Here is a 20,183-nt window from a genome sequence, read left to right as displayed (position 1 = left end):
GTGGCTCACGCCAGCGTCCGCGCCCACGGTGCGGGACGGCCCAGCAGGTAGCCCTGGCCATAGTCGCAACCGAGTTCGCGCAGTGTCTGCCGCTGCGCCTCGGTCTCGATGCCTTCGCCAATGGTTTCGATGCCCAGAGTGCGGGCCAGTGACAGCACGCCTTCGACCAGCGCGCGCGTGCTCTGCACTTCCGGCCCGTGCAGGCCGGCGATGAAACTCTGGTCGATCTTCAATGTACTGATCGGGAATCGGTGCAGGTAGGACAGCGCAGAGAAGCCGGTACCAAAGTCGTCCAGCTGCACCTGGATGCCACGCTCGCGCAGGCCCTGCAGGATGCGCAGCGTGTGCGGCGCATCGTCCAGCAGCGCGACCTCGGTAATCTCCAGCCGCAGCCGGCGCGGATCGGCGCCACACGCGTCGAGCAGGCCGAACAGGCGGTCGCTGAACTCGGCCGAGCGGAAATGGCGCGGCGAAACGTTCACCGAGACATAGCTCTGCCCACCTTCGGCCAGGCGCGCGATGACCTGCTCGTAGATCAGCCAGTCGACCTGTTCGATCAGGCCACTTTCCTCTCCCAGCTCCAGGAACGCGCCGGGCAACAGCAGGCCACGACGCTCGTGCTGCCAGCGGAGCAATGCCTCATGTCCCACCACTTCGCCATCGGACAGGCGCACGATCGGCTGGAAGAACGGAACGAAATCACGGTTGTTGATCGCGCGGCGCAGATCGGCTTCCAGGTCGAGGCTGCGCATGGCCTGTTCACGCATGTCCTCGTCGAAGATCGCGCAGCGGTCATGGCCCTGTGCCTTGGCCCGGTACATCGCCGCATCCGCATCACGCAGCAGTTCCTCGCCGGTACGGTAGCGCGGATTCCACAACGCGATACCCAGGCTGCCGGACGGGAACAGCTCGCGGCCGGCGATCCATATCGATTCCTGCAATGCCAGCAACAAGCGCTGGCCGAAATCCAGCGCCTGTGCCAGGCCCTGCGGGCATTGCAGCAGCACCGCGAATTCATCACCGCCCAGCCGTGCCACCACGTCATCGGCGCCGGCCATCGATACGATGCGCTTGGCGACCTCCACCAGCATGCGGTCACCCGCGGCGTGGCCGATGCTGTCGTTGACCAGCTTGAAGCGATCCAGGTCGAGGAACAGCACGGCGAACACCGGCCCACCCTCGCGCTTGGCCAGCGCCAGCGCATCCTGCAGGCGATCGAGCAGGTGCAGCCGGTTGGGCAGGCCGGTCAGCGCATCGTGCATGGCCTGATGGGTCAGGCGTTGCTCGGCCCGCAGGCGCTCGCCGATCTGGCCGAGCAACTTCTCGTTGACCTCGGCCAGCTCACGCGTGCGTTCATCCACGCGCTTTTCAAGTTCGGCATGCGCCAAACGCAGCCGTTGCTGGTCGCGCTGGCGCGCCAACCCGGTTCCGATGTTCTGCGCAACGAACGTCAGCAGCCGCTGATCGTGCACGCTGAACGTACTGTTCTCGCTGTAACTCTGCACCACGATCGCACCGACCACCTCGTCATCGCGCAGCAGCGGCACGCCCAGCCAGCAATGCGAGCGCGCGCCGGATTCACGCACCTCGCCACTGGCCAGCAGCGCATCGATCTGGGCGCGTGAGGCCAGTAGGGGCCGCCGGTTGCGCACCACGTATTCGGTCAGGCCGCGACTGAACGGACGAGGTGCACGGCTGGCATTGTGCTCGTCCACCGAATAGACGAAGTCCAGGCCGTTGCCGCTTCCGTTCACCAGCGCGATATAGAAGTTGCGCGCATCGAGCAGGCGCCCGACCACGCCATGCACCTGCCCGTAGAACTGGGCCAGGCTGTCGGCCGACATCGCCATTTCGGCAATGTTGTACAGCGCGGTCTGCAGTTGCTCGGCGCGCCGGCGCTCCGCCACTTCATCCTGCAGGCTGCGGTTGGCACGCTGCAGTTCCAGCGTGCGCCGCTCCACCTGTTGCTCCAGCCGGACCTGCGCCTGGCGCCGATCCATCGCAGTCTGCACGTGCTGCGCGACAAAGCCCAGCAACGCCCGCTCGGCCTCGCCATAACGGGCCGCCAGCTCATAGCTCTGCACCACGATTGCGCCGCATACCCGGCCATCGCGCAGCATCGGCACACCCAGCCAGTCCAGGCTCTCGGGGCCACGCTGCGGGTCGTGCTCCTGCTCGACCACGCGTGCCAGAAGTTCGCGCGAGGGTCCGCTGAGCGGCTTGCCGTGGCGCAGCAGCGCGACGGTCAGGCTGCGCGGCATCTCGGCGGCGTCATGGCTCTGCGACGGGTCGGCGACGAAATCGTCGACCTGGTCGGCGAAGTACAGGAAGCGGATCTGGTCACGCACATCATCGTATTCAACGATGTAGCAGTTCTCCGCATACATCAGCGTGCCGAGCACGCCGTGCACGTGACGCAGCATCTCCGACATCTCCAGATCGGCGCCGGCCAGATCGGCGATCTGGAACAGCGCCTGCTGCAACCGTTCAGCCTCTTCCAGCGCCTTGATCTGCCCGGCCTGGCGGCCACGCTGCAGTGCCAGTTCCATGGCCTGACGGGCCAGCCCCCACCACGCCGCGGAAGGCACGGCGCCTTCCACCGACAGCTGCAGGCGTGCACCGTCATGTTCCCAGCCATGGCAGCCGTCGCCGATGCCCGGCGCAGTGAACGCGCCTGCCGCCCCATCGGCCGGCCACCCGTCCTGACCCCGCCCGAGCTGCGGGTCGTCCCAGCCGACGCGGACCACAGCCGTTTCCGGCAAAAGCGCATGCAACGCGCGCACCAGCGCCGTGCTCAGCACGGCCTCGTGTGGTGGCTCTTCCGCCGGTTCAGCATGCGTGGACAAATGACAATCTCTTGGCGCCGTCTATGCGTCGCCTCCCCTGAGCCGACGAGCATAGCGCGCCACCCGGGGGGCAATGGAAGCCCGTAAACCCCGAATCGTGCGCCCGTACGTTTTTCCTGCTGTCCGCAGCCCCTTCCGAGCCATGACCCTCGCCCTGCCCGCCCCTGCCACCGGCTATGCGCCATCGCCTGCAGGCCTTACCCTGTACGCCGTGGAAGCCAGCGCACTGCCAACCGATGAAGCCTTGATGCTGGCCTGGGCCGGCGGCGACCTGCACGCGTTCGAAAGCCTGTATGCGCGCCATCGCAAACGACTGTTCGGCTTCCTGCTGCGCCAACTGCGCGACAACGCGCTGGCCGAGGAGATCTTCCAGGACGTCTGGCAGCGGGTGATCAGCGCCCGTGCCGGGTGGCAGCCCGAAGCGGCGTTCAGCACCTGGCTGTTCCGCATCGCCCACAACCGCCTGAACGACCATTGGCGCGCCGCCCGCCATCGCCCTGCCGCGCCGGCCGACGCCGACCTGCGCCTGGCCGCGATCGAGGACGGGCAGACCCCGGAAGCCGAACTTTCCGAATTCGAACAACGTCGCCGCATCCAGCTGGCGATGGAGCAATTGCCGCCGGAGCAGCGCGAAGTGCTGCAACTGCGGCTGGATCAGGAACTGAGCCTGGAGGAGATCGGCCAGATCACCGGCGTAGGCCGGGAAACCGTGAAATCGCGGCTGCGCTATGCGATGGACAAGCTGCGTGCGGGATTGAACGCATGAACCGAGACGAACCGCTGACGCCGGAAGAACGCGAGCTGGCCCGGCTGCTCGGCCGTCGCGCCGAGCAGGCACCACCGGCCGCACTGGACGCCGCCATCCTGGCTGCGGCGCGTGCCGCCGTGGACGCTCCGGGTACAGATGTTGCCGCCTCTCCCGAGGCGCCGCGCAAGCAGCGCACAGGCCCGCGTTGGCCAGCGGTGTTCGGCATCGCCGCTTCGATGGTGTTCGCCATCGGCATCGCCTGGCAGCTGCGTCCTGAACCGCCGCCGGTTCCGGCGGGCGAGACTGCTGTTGCCGCAGCACCGGCTGCGGCAGAAGACGTCGCGACTGCCGATCAGGCCGCTGGAAGTGGTTCGGCCCACAGCGCAGTGGCGGTTGCGGAACCAGCCGCTGCGCCGGCAGCACCCGAGTCCGCCCCTGTTTCCGCTGCCCCGGCACCGGCCATCGCGCGTGCGCACAAGCCTGCGCCGGCCAAGACCGCTGAAGTGCCGGCCCAGGCCGCACGATCCATGGCTGCGGATGCGGCCGCCGACACCTCCTTTGCGACGCTCCCGTCCGCTCCGGCTGCAGCACCGCCCGCGCCACCTGCACCGACCGCCTACTCGGCACCCGCACCGGCATTCGCGCCAGCAGCGTCCGGGGCAATGAAAGCACGCACGGCGGCGGCACCGGCAGCCAATGCCACCGAGGCCGAGCGGGCGCAGGCGCTGGATCGGGTGGAGATCACCTCGATGAAGCGTGAGGCGCCCAGCCGTTCCGCACCGGGCGTCATGCGCCGCGGCAGCGATGCGGGCCTGAGCGCGGATGCCGTGCAGGCCGAGGTGGACGCCGACGCGCGACTGCCGCGCCGGCAGTGGCTGCAGAAAATCCGCGCGCGTCGCGACGATGGCCAGCGCGATCTGGCCCGCGCCAGCCTGGAGCGCTACGTGCAACAGTATCCGGAAGCACGCCTGCCGCGCGACCTGCGCCCGTTGCTGGACGACTGAAGCAGAACGTGATCTCCGGCGACCCCGTAGAATGACGGGAATGCTCGATACCCTCGCCCAGCCTGTCAGCCACACGCTGGAAGTCAAACACAGTCGTTTCATCGCCCATGCTGCGCCGATCGACAGCGCCGCAGCGGCCATGGCGATCCTGCAGCAGGTTGCAGCAGCCGACGCGACCCACAACTGCTGGGCCTACCGGTACGGCCAGGACTACCGCTCCAGCGACGATGGCGAGCCCGCCGGAACGGCCGGACGACCGATCCTGGCGGCGATCGATGGCCAGGGGTTCGACCGCGTGATGGTGGTGGTGACGCGCTGGTTCGGCGGCATCAAGCTGGGCGCCGGTGGACTGGTGCGCGCCTACGGTGGCGCTGCCGCCGAGTGCCTGCGCACCGCCCCCCGCCTGCCCCTGGTGGCGATGGCCCGGCTGCAGCTGCTGGCCGGCTTCGAGGACCTGGGCACCCTGCACGCCACCCTGCCCGCCTTCGGCGCCGGGAAGCTCGATGAACGGTTCGATGCCAACGGCGTGTGCCTGCGGGCCGAATTGCCGGCCGATCAGGTCGATGCATTGAAAATCCGCCTGCGCGACGCCACCCGTGACCGTATCCGCATACAAGACGACACCCAGGATGACTGACAAGGACGACGCCCCTGCCTCGACCCCGCCGCTGCGCCGCCTCGGCAGCCTGCGGACGTTGTGGCCGTTCGTGCGCCGCCATAGCGGGTTGTTCACCGCCTGGCTGCTGGCCCTGGCGGTCTCTTCGGCCGCCACGCTGAGCCTGCCCCCCGCCGTGAAGCAGATGATCGACCACGGCTTCACCAGCGGTGGCCAGATCAACCGTGCCTTCGCCCTGCTGATGCTGGTGGCGGTGGTGCTGGCACTGGCGACGGCCGCACGGTTCTTCTTCGTGTCGCTGCTGGGCGAGAAGGTCGTCGCCGACCTGCGCAGCCGCCTGTACGCACACCTGATCCAGCTCGGCGCCGGTTTCCACGACCGCAGCCGCAGCGGCGAACTGGTCTCGCGCCTGACCGCCGACAGCGAACTGCTGCGCAGCGTGGTCGGTTCGACCATGTCGGTCGCCCTGCGCAGCAGCGTCACCGTGGTCGGCAGCCTGGCGATGCTGTTCGTCACCAGCCCGCGGCTGGCCGCGTGGTCACTGCTCGGCATCCCGCTGGCGGTGCTGCCGATCATCATCGGCGCGCGCAAGCTGCGCACGGTTGCGCGCAGCAGCCAGGACCGCATCGCCGATGCCAACAGCCTGGCCAGCGAGACGCTGGGCGCCGTGCGCACGGTGCAGGCGCATGCGCGCGAGCCCTATGAGCGCGGGCGCTTTGACAAGGCGCTGGGCGATGCCATCGGTGCCGCACGCCGGCGCATCGGTGCGCAATCACTGGTTACCGCCAGCGCCATCCTGCTGGTATTTGGCGCCATCGTTGGCGTGCTGTGGCTGGGCGCGCACGATGTCATCGACGGCCGCCTCAGTGCCGGCACGCTGGGCCAGTTCGTGTTGTACGCGCTGATCGGCGGCGGCTCGGTGGGCGCCCTGGCCGAAGTGTGGAACGAGCTGCAGCGTGCGGCCGGTGGCATGGGCCGTATCAGCGAGCTGCTGCAGGAAGACATCGAGATCCGTGCGCCCGCGCAGCCACATGCACTGCCGCAACCGCTACGCGGCGAAATCCAGTTCGACGACGTGGTGTTCCACTACCCGCAGCGCCCGGACCAGGCCGCGCTGGACCACTTCAATCTGCATGTCCGCCCGGGTGAGACCGTGGCCCTGGTCGGCCCGTCGGGCGCAGGCAAGAGCACGGTGCTGTCCATGCTGCTGCGCTTCCACGATCCGGCCAGCGGCCGCATCTGCGTGGATGGCATCGACGTGCGCCAGGTCGATCCGGCCGAGCTGCGCGCGCAGCTGGCACTGGTACCGCAGCAGCCGACGCTGTTCGCAGCCAGTGCACGCGACAACATCCGCTACGGCAGGCTGCAGGCCAGCGACGCCGAGGTCGAGGACGCCGCACGTGCAGCAGAGGCCGATGGCTTCCTGCGAGCATTGCCGCAAGGCTACGACAGTGAACTGGGCGAACGCGGTGCGCGCCTGTCCGGTGGCCAGCAACAGCGCGTGGCGATCGCCCGCGCGTTGCTGAAGAATGCGCCGATCCTGCTGCTGGACGAAGCCACCAGCGCGCTGGATGCGCAGAGCGAGCATGGCGTGCAGCAGGCACTTGAGCGGCTGATGGCCGGTCGCACCACGCTGGTCATCGCCCACCGCCTGGCCACCGTGCTCAAGGCCGACCGCATCGTGGTGATGGACCAGGGCCGTATCGTCGCCGAAGGTACCCATGCGCAGCTGCTGGCCGAAGGCGGACTGTACGCTGAACTGGCACGACTGCAGTTCATCGATTGATGACGGCCGGCTAACATCGGCAAGACCAAGCTGGCCGCGCACCCGCAGCATCCGCTGAAGGAGGTACGCGATGTCGTTCCGTCAGTTCCCCGCCGTCGACAGTAATGGCGAAAGCCACATCATCATCGAATTCAAGCCCGAGGCGAACGGCAGCGGGCACCACTCCGAAGCCACGCCGCGCTATGAGCTGGATGACGGGCGCCAGCTGGTGCGCAATGGACGCGAGTTCACCACCAGTGGTGGTGAACTGCGGTTGACGATTTGAGGTTCGCCGGGCATGGCCCGGCGCTACCGCATTCGTGCTGCTCCGCGCTCGCGCTACCGGATCTCCATCCTCCGCTCTGGTAGGTGTCGACCTGGGTCGACACGCTTGTCGCCAAAAGGAGTCGAGCATGGCTCGACCCAACAAAGAAGCGTGGCCAATTTTTCGCCAGGCATCTTGACAGCCTTTGCCAGCAAGGGCTGAGCGAGGTTATCCACACATTTGCTCAGGATCCATCCACACCACCTGTGGATGAATGTGGTCAGCCGAGCACCCGCCCGATGCCGCTGGCATCCACTTCCGCAGCCGCCCGGGTGATCGCGGCCGGATCACTGCCGGCGATGAACCCGATGCGGAAGTGCACTTCGCCGCCGGGCGTACGTGAGGAATGGATCGAGGCCAGGCTGATGCGATGCTGCTCGAATACATTCAGCAGCTCACGCAGCGAGCCCGGCCGGTCTTCCGGCAGGTGCACCGACAGCGCGTTGCGCTCGGTCAGATCGGCCAGCAGATAGCCCACGCGTTCGAACGTATAGTTGCCGTCCGCCAGCGCCTGCTCACCGAAAGCACTGCGATTGGCCGACAGGAGCTGCTCGCGGAAGGCATCACGTGCACCATCGTCCCCCTGCCCGACCTGCGCCTGCAGGGCCTGCAGCTGGCCCACCAGCCGCTCCAGCATCGGCGCCACATACGGGTTGCCGAACTGGATGTCTTCGTAGATCGCCGGGTTGAGCGACAGGATGCGCGAAATGATCGCCGTATCCAGCTCGAACGATGCCGAACGGTACGGCATCATCGCAGCCAGATCGCCCAGCTGCGGCTGGTACTGGCGCAACACGCCGGCCTGGGCCAGATGGGTGGCATGCACCATCGCCTGCACCAGCGCCATCATCTGGTCGTGGTGCTGCGGCGTGGCCCGCACGCACTCGGCCTGCAGCGCGGCGCACAGCGTATCGACCCACGCCTGCCAGAGCTGCAGCCGCGCTTCGCAGACCACCATCACCCGCCCCTTCAGGGTCGGCGCCTTCGGTGGTGCGGTCATCGGGTGCAGGCCAACCACTTCGGCCTGCGAGGCCAGCATCGCCTGCACCGGCGCCTCCTTTACCGAGGTCACATCCAGCCACAGCCTGCCCTGCTCGCGGCCCGCCGATTGCCGCACGTACTCGGCGATCAACGCCGGCGTGTGCCGGATCGGTGCCGAGAACACCAGCACATCGGCCTGCGCCAGCAGGTGTTCCGGCGTGTGCGAACCTGGGTCGGCCGGATCGTGGCCGATCACCTGCAGCTGCAGGTGCTGCTGGAAGAAGCGGGTCAGCCAGCGCCCGTAGGCGCCAGCGCTGCCGATGATGCCGACCGTGCGCGGCGTGCGTGGGTCCAGGCCGCTCATGCCACGCGTTCGGCGCGGAAGCGCATTCCTTCGGCCAGCGCCGCCGGCGCGGCGGCGACCACGTCGAATTCCTCGAAGCCGTTGTCCAGGGTCGCCTCCAGCGCCGCATGGGTGCCGGCAATCGCACGCGAAATCGCCTGCTGCATCGATTCGCCGCGCAGCAGGAACGACACCACCAGCGACATCAGCACATCGCCGGTACCGGCCACGTCCACCGGCAGCAGCGGCGAGGTCCAGCGCCAGGTTTCCTCGCGGCCGACGGCCAGGGTCACCAGTTCACCCGGGGTGCCGCCCACGCTGTGCGCGATCACCCAATGCGGGCCGCGATCCAGCAGCGTGCGCGCGGCGGCGAGGGCATCGGCCTCGGCCAGCGCCGGCATGCCGGTCAGGCGATTCAGTTCGAAAGCGTTGGGCGTCACCAGCCAGGCATGCGGCAGCAGGCGCTCGGCGAAGATCGCTTCCAGCCCGGGTTCCACGTAGGGGCCGGTGTGCGTGTCGCCAATCACCGGGTCCAGGCAATAGCGCAGCTGCGGGCAGCCCGGCAGGATGTCGTCCAGCCAGTCTGCGAAGGCGGCACCGTTGGCGGTGCTGCCGAAGTAGCCGGAGACCAGCATCTTCGCCCGCTGCGGCAGGCCGCGTTCGTGGGTGCCCAGCAGCAGGTCGGCGAACCAGTCAGCCGGCAGCACGCGGCCACGCGTGGTGTCGTAGAACGGCGCGTTGCTGAGAAGCACCGTCGGAATGCTTGCCACGCGCACGCCCAGCGCGCGCATCGGCGGTACGGCAGCGCTGTTGCCGGCGTGGCCGTAGACAAGTTGCGACTGGACCGAGATGACATCGATCGGCGACGGGCCGTCGGGCCGCTGGCGGCGGCCGTGGACCAGGTGGTTATCAAGGGATTCGCTCATGGTCGCATTCTACGCCCAAGGGGGTTTTCGGCAGGGCTTGCAGCCCTGCACCTGCCGAAGCTGCAAGTAACGGCAACGGCAAAAGCGAGCTATCCGTGGGGTAGCGGGGCGGTGTCGGAATGCGGGGACGCCGCAAGTACGTGCGTGTAGGCTTGGCAGCCGCATCCATGCGGCTGACACCCCGCACTCCGACACCGCCCCGCCTTCGACAGGTTCACGCGGCTGTTGGTAACTGCGGCTGTTGGTGGGTGTCGACCTTGGTCGACACATCTGTCAGATATCGAATGAATTCATCCACGCATGGCATGGGTCTACCGTGTCGACCAAGGTCGACGCCTACCAGAGCAGTACACCGTTCCGACAAATCGCAGGAAACTGTCGAAGGCGGGATGGGTCCGGTTGCGGCGGCGTGAGCGCCATGGATGGCGCGACCGAGCCTGCAGGGACGTATTCACGGCGTCCCCCGCAACCGGACCCACCCCGCCAATCCACGGATAGCGCGCTTCGGCTGTTGCCGTTGCCTCTGCGGGTGCAGGGCTGCAAGCCCTGCAACCCAACCCCCTCAGCGAGCAGCAGGCCGCGACGGCGGCAGCCACGCCGCCACGATGCCCAGCAACGGCAGGAACGCGGTCAGCTGGTAGACGTACTCGATGCTGGTCCTGTCCGCCAACAGGCCGAGCACGGCGGCACCCAGCCCGCCCATACCGAACGCGAAACCGAAGAACAGGCCGGACACCATGCCGATGCGGTGCGGCATCATCTCCTGCGCGTACACCACGATGGCCGAGAATGCCGAGGACAGCACGAAGCCGATCAGTACCGCGAGCACCGTGGTCCACAGCAGATCGGCATGCGGCAGCATCAACGCAAACGGCGCCACGCCGAGGATCGAGGTCCAGATGATCGGCTTGCGGCCGATCCGGTCACCCAACGGGCCGCCGAGGAAGCCGCCAGCGGCGGACGCCACCAGGAACGCGAACAGGTGCAGCTGCGCCTGCGCCACCGGGATGCCGAAATGGTGGATCAGGTAGAAGGTGAAGTAGCTGCCGATGCTGGCCATGTAGAAGTACTTGCTGAAGATCAGCACCAGCAGGATCGCCAGCACCTTGGCCACCGTGCGTGGTGGATGGCGCGGCGCCATCGAGGCGGTACTGGCTGGGCGCGGCGTGCCCAGATGCAGCGCGTACCAGCGGCCGACATAGGTCAGCAGCGCGATGCCGATCAGGGCCGCGCCTGCGAACCACGACGCGGCATGCTGGCCGTACGGCACGATCACTGCCGCCGCAATCAGGGGGCCCAACGCGGTACCGAAATTGCCCCCCACCTGGAACACCGACTGCGCGAAGCCATGACGGCCGCCCGAGGCGAGCCGCGCGATGCGCGAGGCCTCCGGATGGAAGATCGCCGAGCCGATGCCGACCATTGCCGCTGCCAGCAGCACCATCGCGTAGTTCGGCGCGAAGCCGAGCAGCAGCATGCCGCACAAGGTCGAGGCCATGCCGATCGGTAGCGAATACGGTGCCGGGCGGCGGTCGGTGGCTACACCGATCAACGGCTGGAAGATCGACGCAGTGAGCTGATAGGTCAACGTGATCAGGCCGATCTGGGTGAAGCTGAGACTGAAGCCACCCTTGATCACCGGATAGATGGCCAGGATCAGCGACTGCATCATGTCGTTGACGACGTGCGAGGTGGAAATGGCGGCCAGCACGCCGGGGGCCGCCGGGCGTGAGGTCGTTGCGGGAGAAGCCAGGGTGGACATGGACGCAGTCAGGTTGGGGGCGAGCCCCGCATGCTACGGTTGCCCTTCCCTCCCTTCTGCCGCGTTCAGGTCATGCCCTATCGCAAAAAGGACATAGCCAGTGACGTCGATCCGGCCGCGCCCTGGCGGGAGGTTCCACTGCATCGCCCGGTCACCTATCGGGTCACCCAGTACCCCGTAGGTACCCACATCCCTGGTCACAAGCATCAGCGCCACCAGCTGGTCTACGCCATCTCCGGCCTGATGGTGGTGCGGTCGGAAGTCGGGCGCTGGGTGGTGCCATCGAACCGCGCGATCTGGATGCCGGCCGGCATGGTGCACGCGGTGGACTGCATCGCCGCCGTGCACATGCGCAGCCTGTACATCGACCCGCCGTTTGCCCCGCACCTGCCGACCGAGCCGTTCGCGGTGCAGGTGTCGCCCCTGCTGCGCGAGCTGCTGCAGGCCGCCACGCTGGTCAAGGGCGAGCACATCGAGGACAGCCGCGATGGCCGCGTGGTGCGCCTTCTGCTGGACGAACTGCATCGCATGGACGTGCTGCCTCTGCACCTGCCTGCGCCAAGCGACCCGCGCCTGCTGCGGATCTGCCAACACCTGCAGAAGCACCCCGGCGACGACGCCACACTGCAGGACTGGGCACAGGCGCTGGAGGTGGACGTGAAAACCATCCAGCGGCGCTTCGCCACCGAGCTGGGCATGACCTTCGGCCAGTGGCGGCAGCAGGCACGGCTGCTGGCCGCGATGGAACGGCTGGCGGTCGGTGACAAGGTCATCGATGTCGCGCTGGCGACGGGCTACGACAGCCCCAGCGCGTTCACCAGCATGTTCAAGCGCCAGCTGGGGCAGACACCTGCGGCGTTTTTCCGGTAACGCCGTCCACGCATGGCGTGGATCCACCATCGCGGCGCATGCCCGGCGGAAACCATCGCAGATCGCAAACGAGAACGCCGGGCATGGCCCGGCGCTTCCGCTTAACGCTTCGGTTGAAAAACTCAGGACGTCATCCGGTCCCAGAAGCCCTTCACGCCGTCGATGAAGGTGGCCGACTTCGGCGAATGCTTGCGCGCTTCCTCGCCGACGAAGGTGGCTTCGAACTGCTCCAGCAGCTTGCGCTGTTCGGTGGTGAGGTTGACCGGAGTCTCCACCACCACGCGGCAATACAGGTCGCCTTCGCTGCGGCTGCGCACCGAACGCACACCCTTGCCGCGCAGGCGGAACAGCTTGCCGGTCTGGGTCTCGGCCGGAATGCGGATCTCCGCTTCGCCGCCGAGGGTAGCCACGCGCACGGTGTCACCCAGTGCCGCCTGCGAGATGCGGATCGGCACTTCGCAGTGCAGGTCGTCGCCATCGCGCTGGAAGATCGCATGCTCGCGCACGCGCACTTCCACGTACAGGTCGCCCGGCGGCGTACCGGCCGGCCCGGCTTCACCCTCGCCCTGCAGGCGGATGCGGTCACCGGTATCGACGCCCGCCGGCACCTTCACCGACAGCACCTTGTCTTCCTCGACGCGGCCGTTGCCGTGGCAGGTCTTGCAGGGCTTGGCGATGATCTGGCCACGGCCGCCGCAGTTGTGGCAGGCCTGCTGCATGGCGAAGATGCCGCGCTGGATGCGCACCTGGCCGCGGCCATGGCACACGTTGCAGGTCTCGACCTTGCCGTCCTCGGAGCCACTGCCATCGCAGTCGCCGCACTCGGCCAGGGTCGGAATCTCGATGCGGCGCTCGACGCCGCGCACGGCCTCTTCCAGATCCAGCTCCATCACGTAGCCGATGTCGGCGCCGCGACGGGCCTGGCGCGGACCACCGCCGCCACCGCCAAAGATGTTGCCGAAGATATCGCCGAAGATATCGTTCATGTCCGGGCCGCCCGGGCCGCCGCCGCCCATGCCGTGCTCGAACGCGGCGTGGCCGTGGCTGTCGTACATGCGGCGCTTGTTGCCGTCGGACAGCACTTCGTAGGCTTCCTTGCACTCCTTGAAGGAGGCCTCGGCCGCCGCATCACCCGGGTTGCGGTCCGGATGGAACTTCATCGCGCAGCGACGGTACGCCTTCTTCAGCTCGTCGTCGGTGGCGGTGCGGGCAACGCCCAGCACTTCGTAGTAATCGCGCTTGCTCATATCGTGAATCGGGTTCCGGAAAGTCGGGATTCGTCAAAGCGGAAGAGCGGAACCAGGTCCGCTCTTGCGTCGGGCGCCCCGACACGCCGGTGGGCGGTCAGGACCCTGATGCGACAACGGGACGCTGGTGGCCAGCGTCCCGCGTCGGTCCGGATCAGGACTTCTTGTCGTCCTTGACTTCGGTGAACTCAGCGTCGACCACGTCATCCTGCGCCTTGCCGGCATTGCCGGCGTCGGCACCCGGGGCACCGCCCTGGTCGGCCGAAGCAGCGGCGAACAGCGACTGGCCAGCTTCTTCCAGTGCCTTCGACTTGGCTTCGATCTGTGCCTTGTCGTCGCCCTTCATCGCGGTTTCCAGGTCGGCCAGCGCCGCCTCGACCTTGCCGATGACATCGCCGCCGACCTTGCTGCCGTGCTCGGTGATGGCGCTGCGGGTGCCGTGGATCAGGGCGTCGGCCTGGTTGCGGGCCTGCACCAGTTCCTGGAACTTCTTGTCTTCCTCGCGGTTGGCTTCCGCGTCGGCGACCATGCGCGCGATCTCTTCCTCGGACAGGCCCGAACCGGCCTTGATCTCGACCTTCTGTTCCTTGTTGGTCTTCTTGTCCTTGGCCGACACGTGCAGGATGCCGTTGGCGTCGATGTCGAAGGACACTTCCACCTGCGGCAGGCCACGCGGGGCCGGCTCGATGCCGGACAGGTCGAACTTGGCCAGCGACTTGTTGAAGCGGGCCTGTTCGCGCTCACCCTGCAGCACGTGCACGGTCACGGCCGACTGGTTGTCCTCGGCGGTGGAGAACACCTGCGAGGCCTTGGTCGGGATGGTGGTGTTCTTCTCGATGATCTTGGTGAACACGCCACCCATGGTTTCGATACCCAGCGACAGTGGGGTCACGTCCAGCAGCAGCACGTCCTTGACGTCGCCGCCCAGCACGCCACCCTGGATCGCCGCACCCAGTGCCACGGCTTCGTCCGGGTTGACGTCCTTGCGCGGTTCCTTGCCGAAGAACTCGGTCACCGCCTGCTGCACCTTCGGCATGCGGGTCTGGCCGCCGACCAGGATCACTTCGCTGATGTCGCTCGAACGCAGGCCGGCATCGTTCAGGGCGACGCGGCACGGCTCGATCGACTTCTTGATCAGGTCGTCCACCAGTGCTTCCAGCTTGGCGCGGGTCAGCTTGATGTTCAGGTGCTTCGGACCCGACGCGTCAGCGGTGACGTACGGCAGGTTCACTTCGGTCTGCTGGGCGCTGGACAGCTCGATCTTGGCGCGCTCGGCAGCATCCTTCAGGCGCTGCAGGGCCAGCGGATCCTTGCGCAGGTCGATGCCCTGGTCCTTGTTGAATTCTTCAACCAGGTACTCGATGACGCGGTTGTCGAAGTCTTCGCCACCCAGGAAGGTGTCGCCGTTGGTGGCCAGCACTTCGAACTGCTTCTCGCCGTCGACATTGGCGATCTCGATCACCGAGACGTCGAAGGTGCCGCCGCCCAGGTCGTACACCACGATCTTGCGATCCTTGTTGTCGCCCTTGTCCAGGCCGTAGGCCAGCGCAGCCGCGGTCGGCTCGTTGATGATGCGCTTGACGTCCAGGCCGGCGATGCGACCGGCGTCCTTGGTCGCCTGGCGCTGGCTGTCGTTGAAGTAGGCCGGCACGGTAATGACCGCTTCGGTGACCTTCTCACCGAGGAAGTCCTCGGCGGTCTTCTTCATCTTCTCCAGCACCTTGGCCGAGATTTCCTGCGGGGCCATCTTCTTGCCGTCGCTGGTGGCGACCCAGGCATCGCCATTGTCATGGGCCAGGATGCTGTACGGGACGTGGGCGATGTCCTTCTGCACCTCGCCATCGGTGAACTTGCGGCCGATCAGGCGCTTCACCGCGTAGAAGGTGTTCTTCGGGTTGGTCACGGCCTGGCGCTTGGCCGAGGCACCGACCAGGACTTCGCCGTCCTTGGTGTAGGCGACGATCGACGGGGTGGTGCGATCGCCTTCCGAATTCTCGATGACGCGGGCCTTGCCGCCGTCCATGATCGCCACGCACGAGTTGGTGGTGCCGAGGTCGATACCAATGATCTTGCCCATGGGGGAGACTCCTGAGGATGCTTGTTGGGGTCAGTCCGGCCGTTCGGCCGGTGGATGAATACGATGTGGGGGAGGCCCGTGGAACATTCAAGCCACCTCCCGAACGCTGTGTTTCCGGTCGCCCGGCGCGTTCAGCGTCGGGCCGGGTCGCAGGTGATTCCCGCCGCCCGGCCCGGCAGGGTCAGTCGGCGGCCACCACCACCAGCGCCGGCCGCAGCAGGCGCTCGTTGAGCAGGTAGCCCTTCTGGAACACGGTCACCACGCTGCCCGGGGCAGCGCCCGGGGTCGGCGCCTGGCTGATGGCCTGGTGGTGCTCCGGGTTGAACGGCTGGCCGATCGGGTCCAGCAGGACCAGGCCGTTGTCGGCAGCGACCTTGAGCAGCTGCTTGTAGGTCAGCTCCAGGCCTTCGCGCAGCGGGTGCGGGTCGTCGCCGGCGGCCTTCAGGCCGGCATCCAGGCTGTCGAACACCGGCAACAGCTCGCCCAGCAGCTTCTCGTTGGCGAACTTGCGGGCCTGCTCGATGTCACGGGCAACACGCTTGCGCTGGTTTTCCAGGTCGGCGCGCTCACGCAGCGCATCGGCCTTGACCTGCTCGACTTCGGCGCGCAGGCGCTCGACTTCGTCGTTGACGCCGGCGGTGGCAGCCGCATCGGCGGCACTCTGCTGGGATTCGATATCTGGATGTTCGTGGTTCATGTCTGGGTCCCTGGCGGTCACTCTCCGCCTCCACCCACCCTAGTGTGGGCGGGATGCTGCGTTTCAAGCGTCGGATGTTCCCGGCGTGCGTCCGGCCGGCGAAAAGGCCGCGCCAAGCACATCGGCGGTGGCCTGGACCAGTGGGATCACCCGGTCGTAGGCCATCCGCTTGGGACCGATCACGCCCAGCACGCCCAGCACCTGGCCATTGGCGGTGTAAGGGGCAGTGACCAGCGAGACGCCCTGCAGCGGCATCATTCCGGTCTCTTCGCCGATGAAGATGCGCACCCCCGGCGCCTGGATGGTCCGCTCCAGCAGCTGCAGGATTTCGCGCTTGCTGGAGAACAGCTCGAACAGTTCGCGCAGGCGCTCCAGGTCGGACAGGTCCTGCACGCCCATCAAGCGGGTCTGCCCGGCCACCAGCATGTCGTCGGCCGCCGGCTGCAGGGCCTGCTCGGCCAGTTCGATGCTGTGGGCCAGCAACTGCTCCAGTTCGGACCGGGCGTCGCGCAGCTCCAGCAGCAGGCGGGTACGGATCTCGGCCATCGGCAGGCCGGCGAAATGCGCATTGAGGTAATTGGCGACCTGCTCCAGCTGGCCTGGCGCAAACTCCTGCCGGGTCTCGATCACCCGGTTCTGCACCTCGTTGTCGGCAAATACCAGGATCGCCAGCACCCGGCGCCCGTCCAGCGCCACGAAATCGATCTGGCGGAAGGCGAACTGCTCACGCCGCGGGGCGCTGACCACGCCGACGAAGTGGCTCATCGCCGACAGCAGCTCCGAGGCGCTGCCGAGCAGGGCCTGGGTACTGCCGCCGCCGGCCAGTTCCTGGCGCAACCGGGCCAGCTCGCCCTCGCCCGGCGGCTGCATCTGCAGCAGGCTGTCGACGAACACCCGGTAGCCATGCGCGGTCGGGACGCGGCCGGCCGAGGTATGTGGCGAGGCCAGCAGGCCCAGATCCTCCAGGTCGCCCAGGATGTTGCGGATGGTGGCCGGGCTGACCTCCAGGCCGGCCACGCGCGCCAGCGTCTGCGAGCCGACCGGCTCGCCGTCCTGGATGTATCGCGCGATCAGCGTGCGCAGCAGGTGGCGCGCACGCGGGGCAAGCTGGTCGGGAGAACCGTGCATGGAATCAACCTGTGAGACACGGACACTAGATAATGGCGGCGCATCGCCTTGGCAAGTCATTGGACCTCCCGCGCCCGCGTGCTAGCGTTGCGCGGCTGCTGACACCCCCTTACCCATGCTCAGACATCTTTCGATCAAGGATTTCGCCGTCGTCCGCGCCACCGAACTGGAGTTCGGGCCAGGCATGACGGTGGTTTCAGGCGAGACTGGCGCCGGCAAGTCGCTGATGGTCGACGCACTGGGCTTCCTGTCCGGCCTGCGCGCCGACAGCGGCGTGGTCCGCCATGGCGCCGCACGCGCCGAGCTTTCCGCCGAGTTCGCGCTGGAGCAGCTGCAGGCCGCCCGCCAGTGGCTGGCCGACAACGAGCTGGACGACGAGGACCAATGCCAGCTGCGCCGCGTAATCCGCGCCGACGGCGGCTCGCGGGCCTGGATCAATGGCCGCCCGGTGACGCTGGCACAGCTGGGCGACCTGGCCTCGCTGCTGGTGGAGATCCACGGCCAGCATGAACAGCAGGCGCTGCTGGCGCGCCCGTCGCAGCTGGCCCTGCTGGATGCCTATGCCGGCAACGAGAACGAGCGCCGCCAGGTGCGCCATGCCGCCGCGGCCTGGCAGGCACTGGTCGATGAATCGCTGGCGTTGTCGCAACAGGGCGACGTCAGTGACCGGATCGGCTTCCTGGAGCACCAGCTGCGCGAACTGGACCGCGAGGACCTTGAACCGGAGTCGATCGCCGCACTGGGTGCCAGCCACCGCCGCCAGGCCCACGCCAGCGCCCTGCTGAGCGCCTGCCAGGCGGCCAGCAACCAGCTCAACGGTGAAGACGGCAGCTCCGCGCTGGACCTGCTGCAGCAAGTGCGCCACGAGCTGTCGCGGCTGGTCGAGCACGACCCGCGCCTGGGCGAGGTGGACGGCCTGATCGAGAACGCCTCGATCCAGCTGCACGAAGCCCTGTCGCTGCTTGATCGCGTGCACGACGACCTCGACGCCGACCCGGAACAGTTCGAGGAGAACGAGCGCCGCCTCGGCCGCCTGCACGACCTGGCCCGCAAGCACCGCGTGCCGATGGACGAACTGGGCGCGCAGCGCGAGCGCATGCATGCCGAAGTGGAGCAGCTGCGTGGCGCCGACGAGCGCCTGCAGCGCCTGGCCGGCGAGATCGACAAGGCCGCCGCCGCCTGGCGCGTACAGGCTGAAGTGCTGACCGCCAGCCGCCGCAGCGCCGCCGCCGAACTGTCGGCCACCACCACCAGCATCATCGCCGAGCTGGGCATGGGCGGCGGCCAGTTCCTGATCGAACTGGAGCCACAGGACAGCGGCAAGCCCGACCCGCAGGGTGCCGAGCGCGTCGAGTTCCTGGTGGCGGCCAACGCCGGCCAGCCGCCGCGCGCCCTGCGCAAGGTGGCCTCGGGCGGTGAACTGTCACGTATCTCGCTGGCCATCGAAGTGGCCGCGCTGGACCTGGATGCCGTGCCGACCATGGTGTTTGACGAGGTCGACTCCGGCATCGGCGGCGCGGTGGCTGACATCGTCGGCCAGAAGCTGCGCGCGCTCGGCGAGAAGCGCCAGGTACTGTGCGTGACCCACCTGCCGCAGGTCGCTTCCAAGGGCCATGCCCATTACCGGGTCAGCAAGGCCCCGGTGGAAGGCATGACCCAGAGCGCAGTGGAAAAGCTGGACAACAAGGCGCGCGAGGAAGAGCTGGCGCGCATGCTCGGCGGCGTGGAAGTGAGCAAGGAAGCGCGCGCCGCCGCCCGCAAGCTGCTGCAGGCCTGAGGCCTGTTCACGGTTATCCACGCATGGCGTGGATCTACAACCCACCCGCACGGTAGTGCCGGCCGCTGGCCGGCAACCCAACACCGGTGGACGATGATCGTGAGGTTGCCGGCCAGCGGCCGGCACTACCCGTATCACCCCAACGGCCGCGCCAGATCCACGTTCTCCACCAGGAAATCGAGGAACGCGCGCACCCGCAGCGGCAGGTAACCGCCCTGCCCCAGGAACACCGCGTGCACCTCTTCCAGGTCACCGGGATTGGCCTCTTCCAGCACCGGCAGCAAGCGCCCGGCAGCAATGTCCTCCTGCACCTGGAATGCCGCCAGCCGCGCCATGCCCAGCCCGCCCAGCACCAGCTGGCGCAGCGCATCGCCGTTGCTGGCGCGGGCATTGCCACTGGGCAGCAGCATCCGCTCGCGCCCCTCCTGCAGCAACGGCCACCCCTGCATCGCACGCGCGTGGCCGATGTCCAGCCGGTTGTGCGACTGCAGTTCCTCGGCAGTGCGTGGCAGCCCGTGCCGCTGCGCGTAGGCCGGTGCAGCCACGATCATCATCCGCGTCGCGCCCAGCCGTCGCGCCACCAGACTGGAGCTCTTCAGCGGCCCGGCCCGCACTGCCACGTCGGTGCGCTGCTCAAGCAGGTCGATCACCTCGTCGTTGAGGGTCAGGTCCACGCCCACCTGCGGGTTACGCTCAAGGAACGCCGGCAGCAGCGGCAACAGGAAATGGCGGCCAAACGGCACGTTGGAGTTGACCCGCAGCCGCCCGCGCGGCTCGGCATGGGCGCTGGCACAACGCTCGGCCTCCTCCAGGTCGGCCAGCACGCGCAGGCCACGCTCATAGAACGCGCAGCCTTCCGGGGTCAGCTGCAGCTGGCGGGTGGAGCGTTGCAGCAGGCGCGTGCCCAGCCGATGCTCCAGCCGCGCCACCAGCTTGCTGACCGCCGACGGCGTCATGTCCAGCGTGCGGGCCGCAGCGGAAAAGCCACCGGTCTCGATCACGCGCACGAACACTTCCAGTTCGCCGGATCGGTTGATGTCAGGTCGCGCCATGGCAATGAATCCAGTTCAC

At 67.7% G+C, this 20,183-nt stretch carries 16 protein-coding genes; 7 read left to right on the top strand and 9 right to left on the bottom strand.

From position 1 onward, the window contains the following. Nucleotides 1-5: 5 nt before the first annotated feature. Complete coding sequence (locus tag ACSDHM_RS07040) at nt 6-2,846, bottom strand: bifunctional diguanylate cyclase/phosphodiesterase (RefSeq protein WP_088497659.1); 2,841 nt, start codon at nt 2,844-2,846, stop codon at nt 6-8. 247 nt (nt 2,847-3,093) lie between these two features. On the opposite strand from ACSDHM_RS07040, the gene ACSDHM_RS07035 reads away from it, so the two are divergent. The 5 genes from ACSDHM_RS07035 to ACSDHM_RS07015 all read left to right on the top strand — a co-directional run bounded on the left by ACSDHM_RS07035 (nt 3,094) and on the right by ACSDHM_RS07015 (nt 7,265). Beyond that, nucleotides 3,094-3,612 (top strand): RNA polymerase sigma factor, encoded by a 519-nt coding sequence (locus tag ACSDHM_RS07035; RefSeq protein ID WP_229298559.1) that lies wholly within the window; start codon nt 3,094-3,096, stop codon nt 3,610-3,612. Next, complete coding sequence (locus ACSDHM_RS07030; protein WP_088497660.1) at nt 3,609-4,598, top strand: hypothetical protein; 990 nt, start codon at nt 3,609-3,611, stop codon at nt 4,596-4,598. The genes ACSDHM_RS07035 and ACSDHM_RS07030 overlap by 4 nt, the downstream gene beginning before the upstream one ends. A 40-nt stretch (nt 4,599-4,638) precedes the next feature. Continuing rightward, nucleotides 4,639-5,235 (top strand): IMPACT family protein, encoded by a 597-nt coding sequence (locus ACSDHM_RS07025; protein ID WP_072168299.1) that lies wholly within the window; start codon nt 4,639-4,641, stop codon nt 5,233-5,235. Continuing rightward, nucleotides 5,228-7,000 (top strand): ABC transporter transmembrane domain-containing protein, encoded by a 1,773-nt coding sequence (locus tag ACSDHM_RS07020; protein ID WP_072168300.1) that lies wholly within the window; start codon nt 5,228-5,230, stop codon nt 6,998-7,000. The genes ACSDHM_RS07025 and ACSDHM_RS07020 overlap by 8 nt, the downstream gene beginning before the upstream one ends. A 70-nt stretch (nt 7,001-7,070) precedes the next feature. Beyond that, a complete protein-coding gene (locus ACSDHM_RS07015; protein ID WP_005416191.1) occupies nt 7,071-7,265 on the top strand; it encodes a hypothetical protein in 195 nt (64 codons plus the stop codon). A gap of 259 nt (nt 7,266-7,524) precedes the next feature. Here the strand turns inward: ACSDHM_RS07015 and ACSDHM_RS07010 are convergent, their stop codons facing one another. The 3 genes from ACSDHM_RS07010 to ACSDHM_RS07000 form a co-directional block, all read right to left on the bottom strand. Further along, entirely contained in the window at nt 7,525-8,649 is a 1,125-nt protein-coding gene (locus tag ACSDHM_RS07010) for a prephenate dehydrogenase (protein ID WP_088497661.1), read from the bottom strand. Beyond that, nucleotides 8,646-9,554 (bottom strand): pyridoxal kinase, encoded by a 909-nt coding sequence (pdxY, locus tag ACSDHM_RS07005; RefSeq protein ID WP_061477932.1) that lies wholly within the window; start codon nt 9,552-9,554, stop codon nt 8,646-8,648. The genes ACSDHM_RS07010 and pdxY overlap by 4 nt, the downstream gene beginning before the upstream one ends. Nucleotides 9,555-10,116: 562 nt before the next feature. Next, nucleotides 10,117-11,316 (bottom strand): MFS transporter, encoded by a 1,200-nt coding sequence (locus ACSDHM_RS07000; RefSeq protein ID WP_072168302.1) that lies wholly within the window; start codon nt 11,314-11,316, stop codon nt 10,117-10,119. Between the two features lie 72 nt (nt 11,317-11,388). On the opposite strand from ACSDHM_RS07000, the gene ACSDHM_RS06995 reads away from it, so the two are divergent. Next, the gene (locus tag ACSDHM_RS06995) at nt 11,389-12,186 is read left to right on the top strand and encodes an AraC family transcriptional regulator (RefSeq protein ID WP_065179663.1); all 798 of its coding nucleotides are present in this window, start codon (nt 11,389-11,391) and stop codon (nt 12,184-12,186) included. A gap of 122 nt (nt 12,187-12,308) precedes the next feature. Here the strand turns inward: ACSDHM_RS06995 and dnaJ are convergent, their stop codons facing one another. The 4 genes from dnaJ to hrcA all read right to left on the bottom strand — a co-directional run bounded on the left by dnaJ (nt 12,309) and on the right by hrcA (nt 17,335). Continuing rightward, entirely contained in the window at nt 12,309-13,433 is a 1,125-nt protein-coding gene (gene dnaJ / locus ACSDHM_RS06990; RefSeq protein WP_072168303.1) for a molecular chaperone DnaJ, read from the bottom strand. A 154-nt stretch (nt 13,434-13,587) separates the two neighbouring features. Further along, nucleotides 13,588-15,510 carry a molecular chaperone DnaK gene (dnaK, locus tag ACSDHM_RS06985; protein ID WP_005416183.1) on the bottom strand — a complete coding sequence of 641 codons (1,923 nt, stop codon included), beginning with the start codon at nt 15,508-15,510 and terminating at the stop codon, nt 13,588-13,590. A 181-nt stretch (nt 15,511-15,691) separates the two neighbouring features. Further along, nucleotides 15,692-16,207, bottom strand: a complete 516-nt coding sequence (grpE, locus tag ACSDHM_RS06980) for a nucleotide exchange factor GrpE (RefSeq protein ID WP_061477936.1) — start codon at nt 16,205-16,207, stop codon at nt 15,692-15,694. Between the two features lie 63 nt (nt 16,208-16,270). Then, nucleotides 16,271-17,335, bottom strand: a complete 1,065-nt coding sequence (gene hrcA / locus ACSDHM_RS06975; protein ID WP_005416180.1) for a heat-inducible transcriptional repressor HrcA — start codon at nt 17,333-17,335, stop codon at nt 16,271-16,273. Nucleotides 17,336-17,450: 115 nt separating this feature from the next. Between hrcA and recN the strand changes: the two genes are divergently transcribed. Further along, on the top strand, nt 17,451-19,112 hold the full coding sequence (gene recN, locus ACSDHM_RS06970) for a DNA repair protein RecN (RefSeq protein WP_111007560.1): 1,662 nt from the start codon (nt 17,451-17,453) through the stop codon (nt 19,110-19,112). Nucleotides 19,113-19,246: 134 nt separating this feature from the next. Here the strand turns inward: recN and ACSDHM_RS06965 are convergent, their stop codons facing one another. Continuing rightward, complete coding sequence (locus ACSDHM_RS06965) at nt 19,247-20,164, bottom strand: LysR family transcriptional regulator (RefSeq protein WP_111007561.1); 918 nt, start codon at nt 20,162-20,164, stop codon at nt 19,247-19,249. Nucleotides 20,165-20,183: the final 19 nt, after the last annotated feature.

The sequence above is a fragment of the Stenotrophomonas sp. T8 genome (genome assembly GCF_051853085.1).
GTDB lineage: Bacteria > Pseudomonadota > Gammaproteobacteria > Xanthomonadales > Xanthomonadaceae > Stenotrophomonas > Stenotrophomonas sepilia.
The sequence above is the reverse complement of the archived record's forward strand: the minus strand, read 5'-3'. Positions and strand labels throughout refer to the sequence as shown.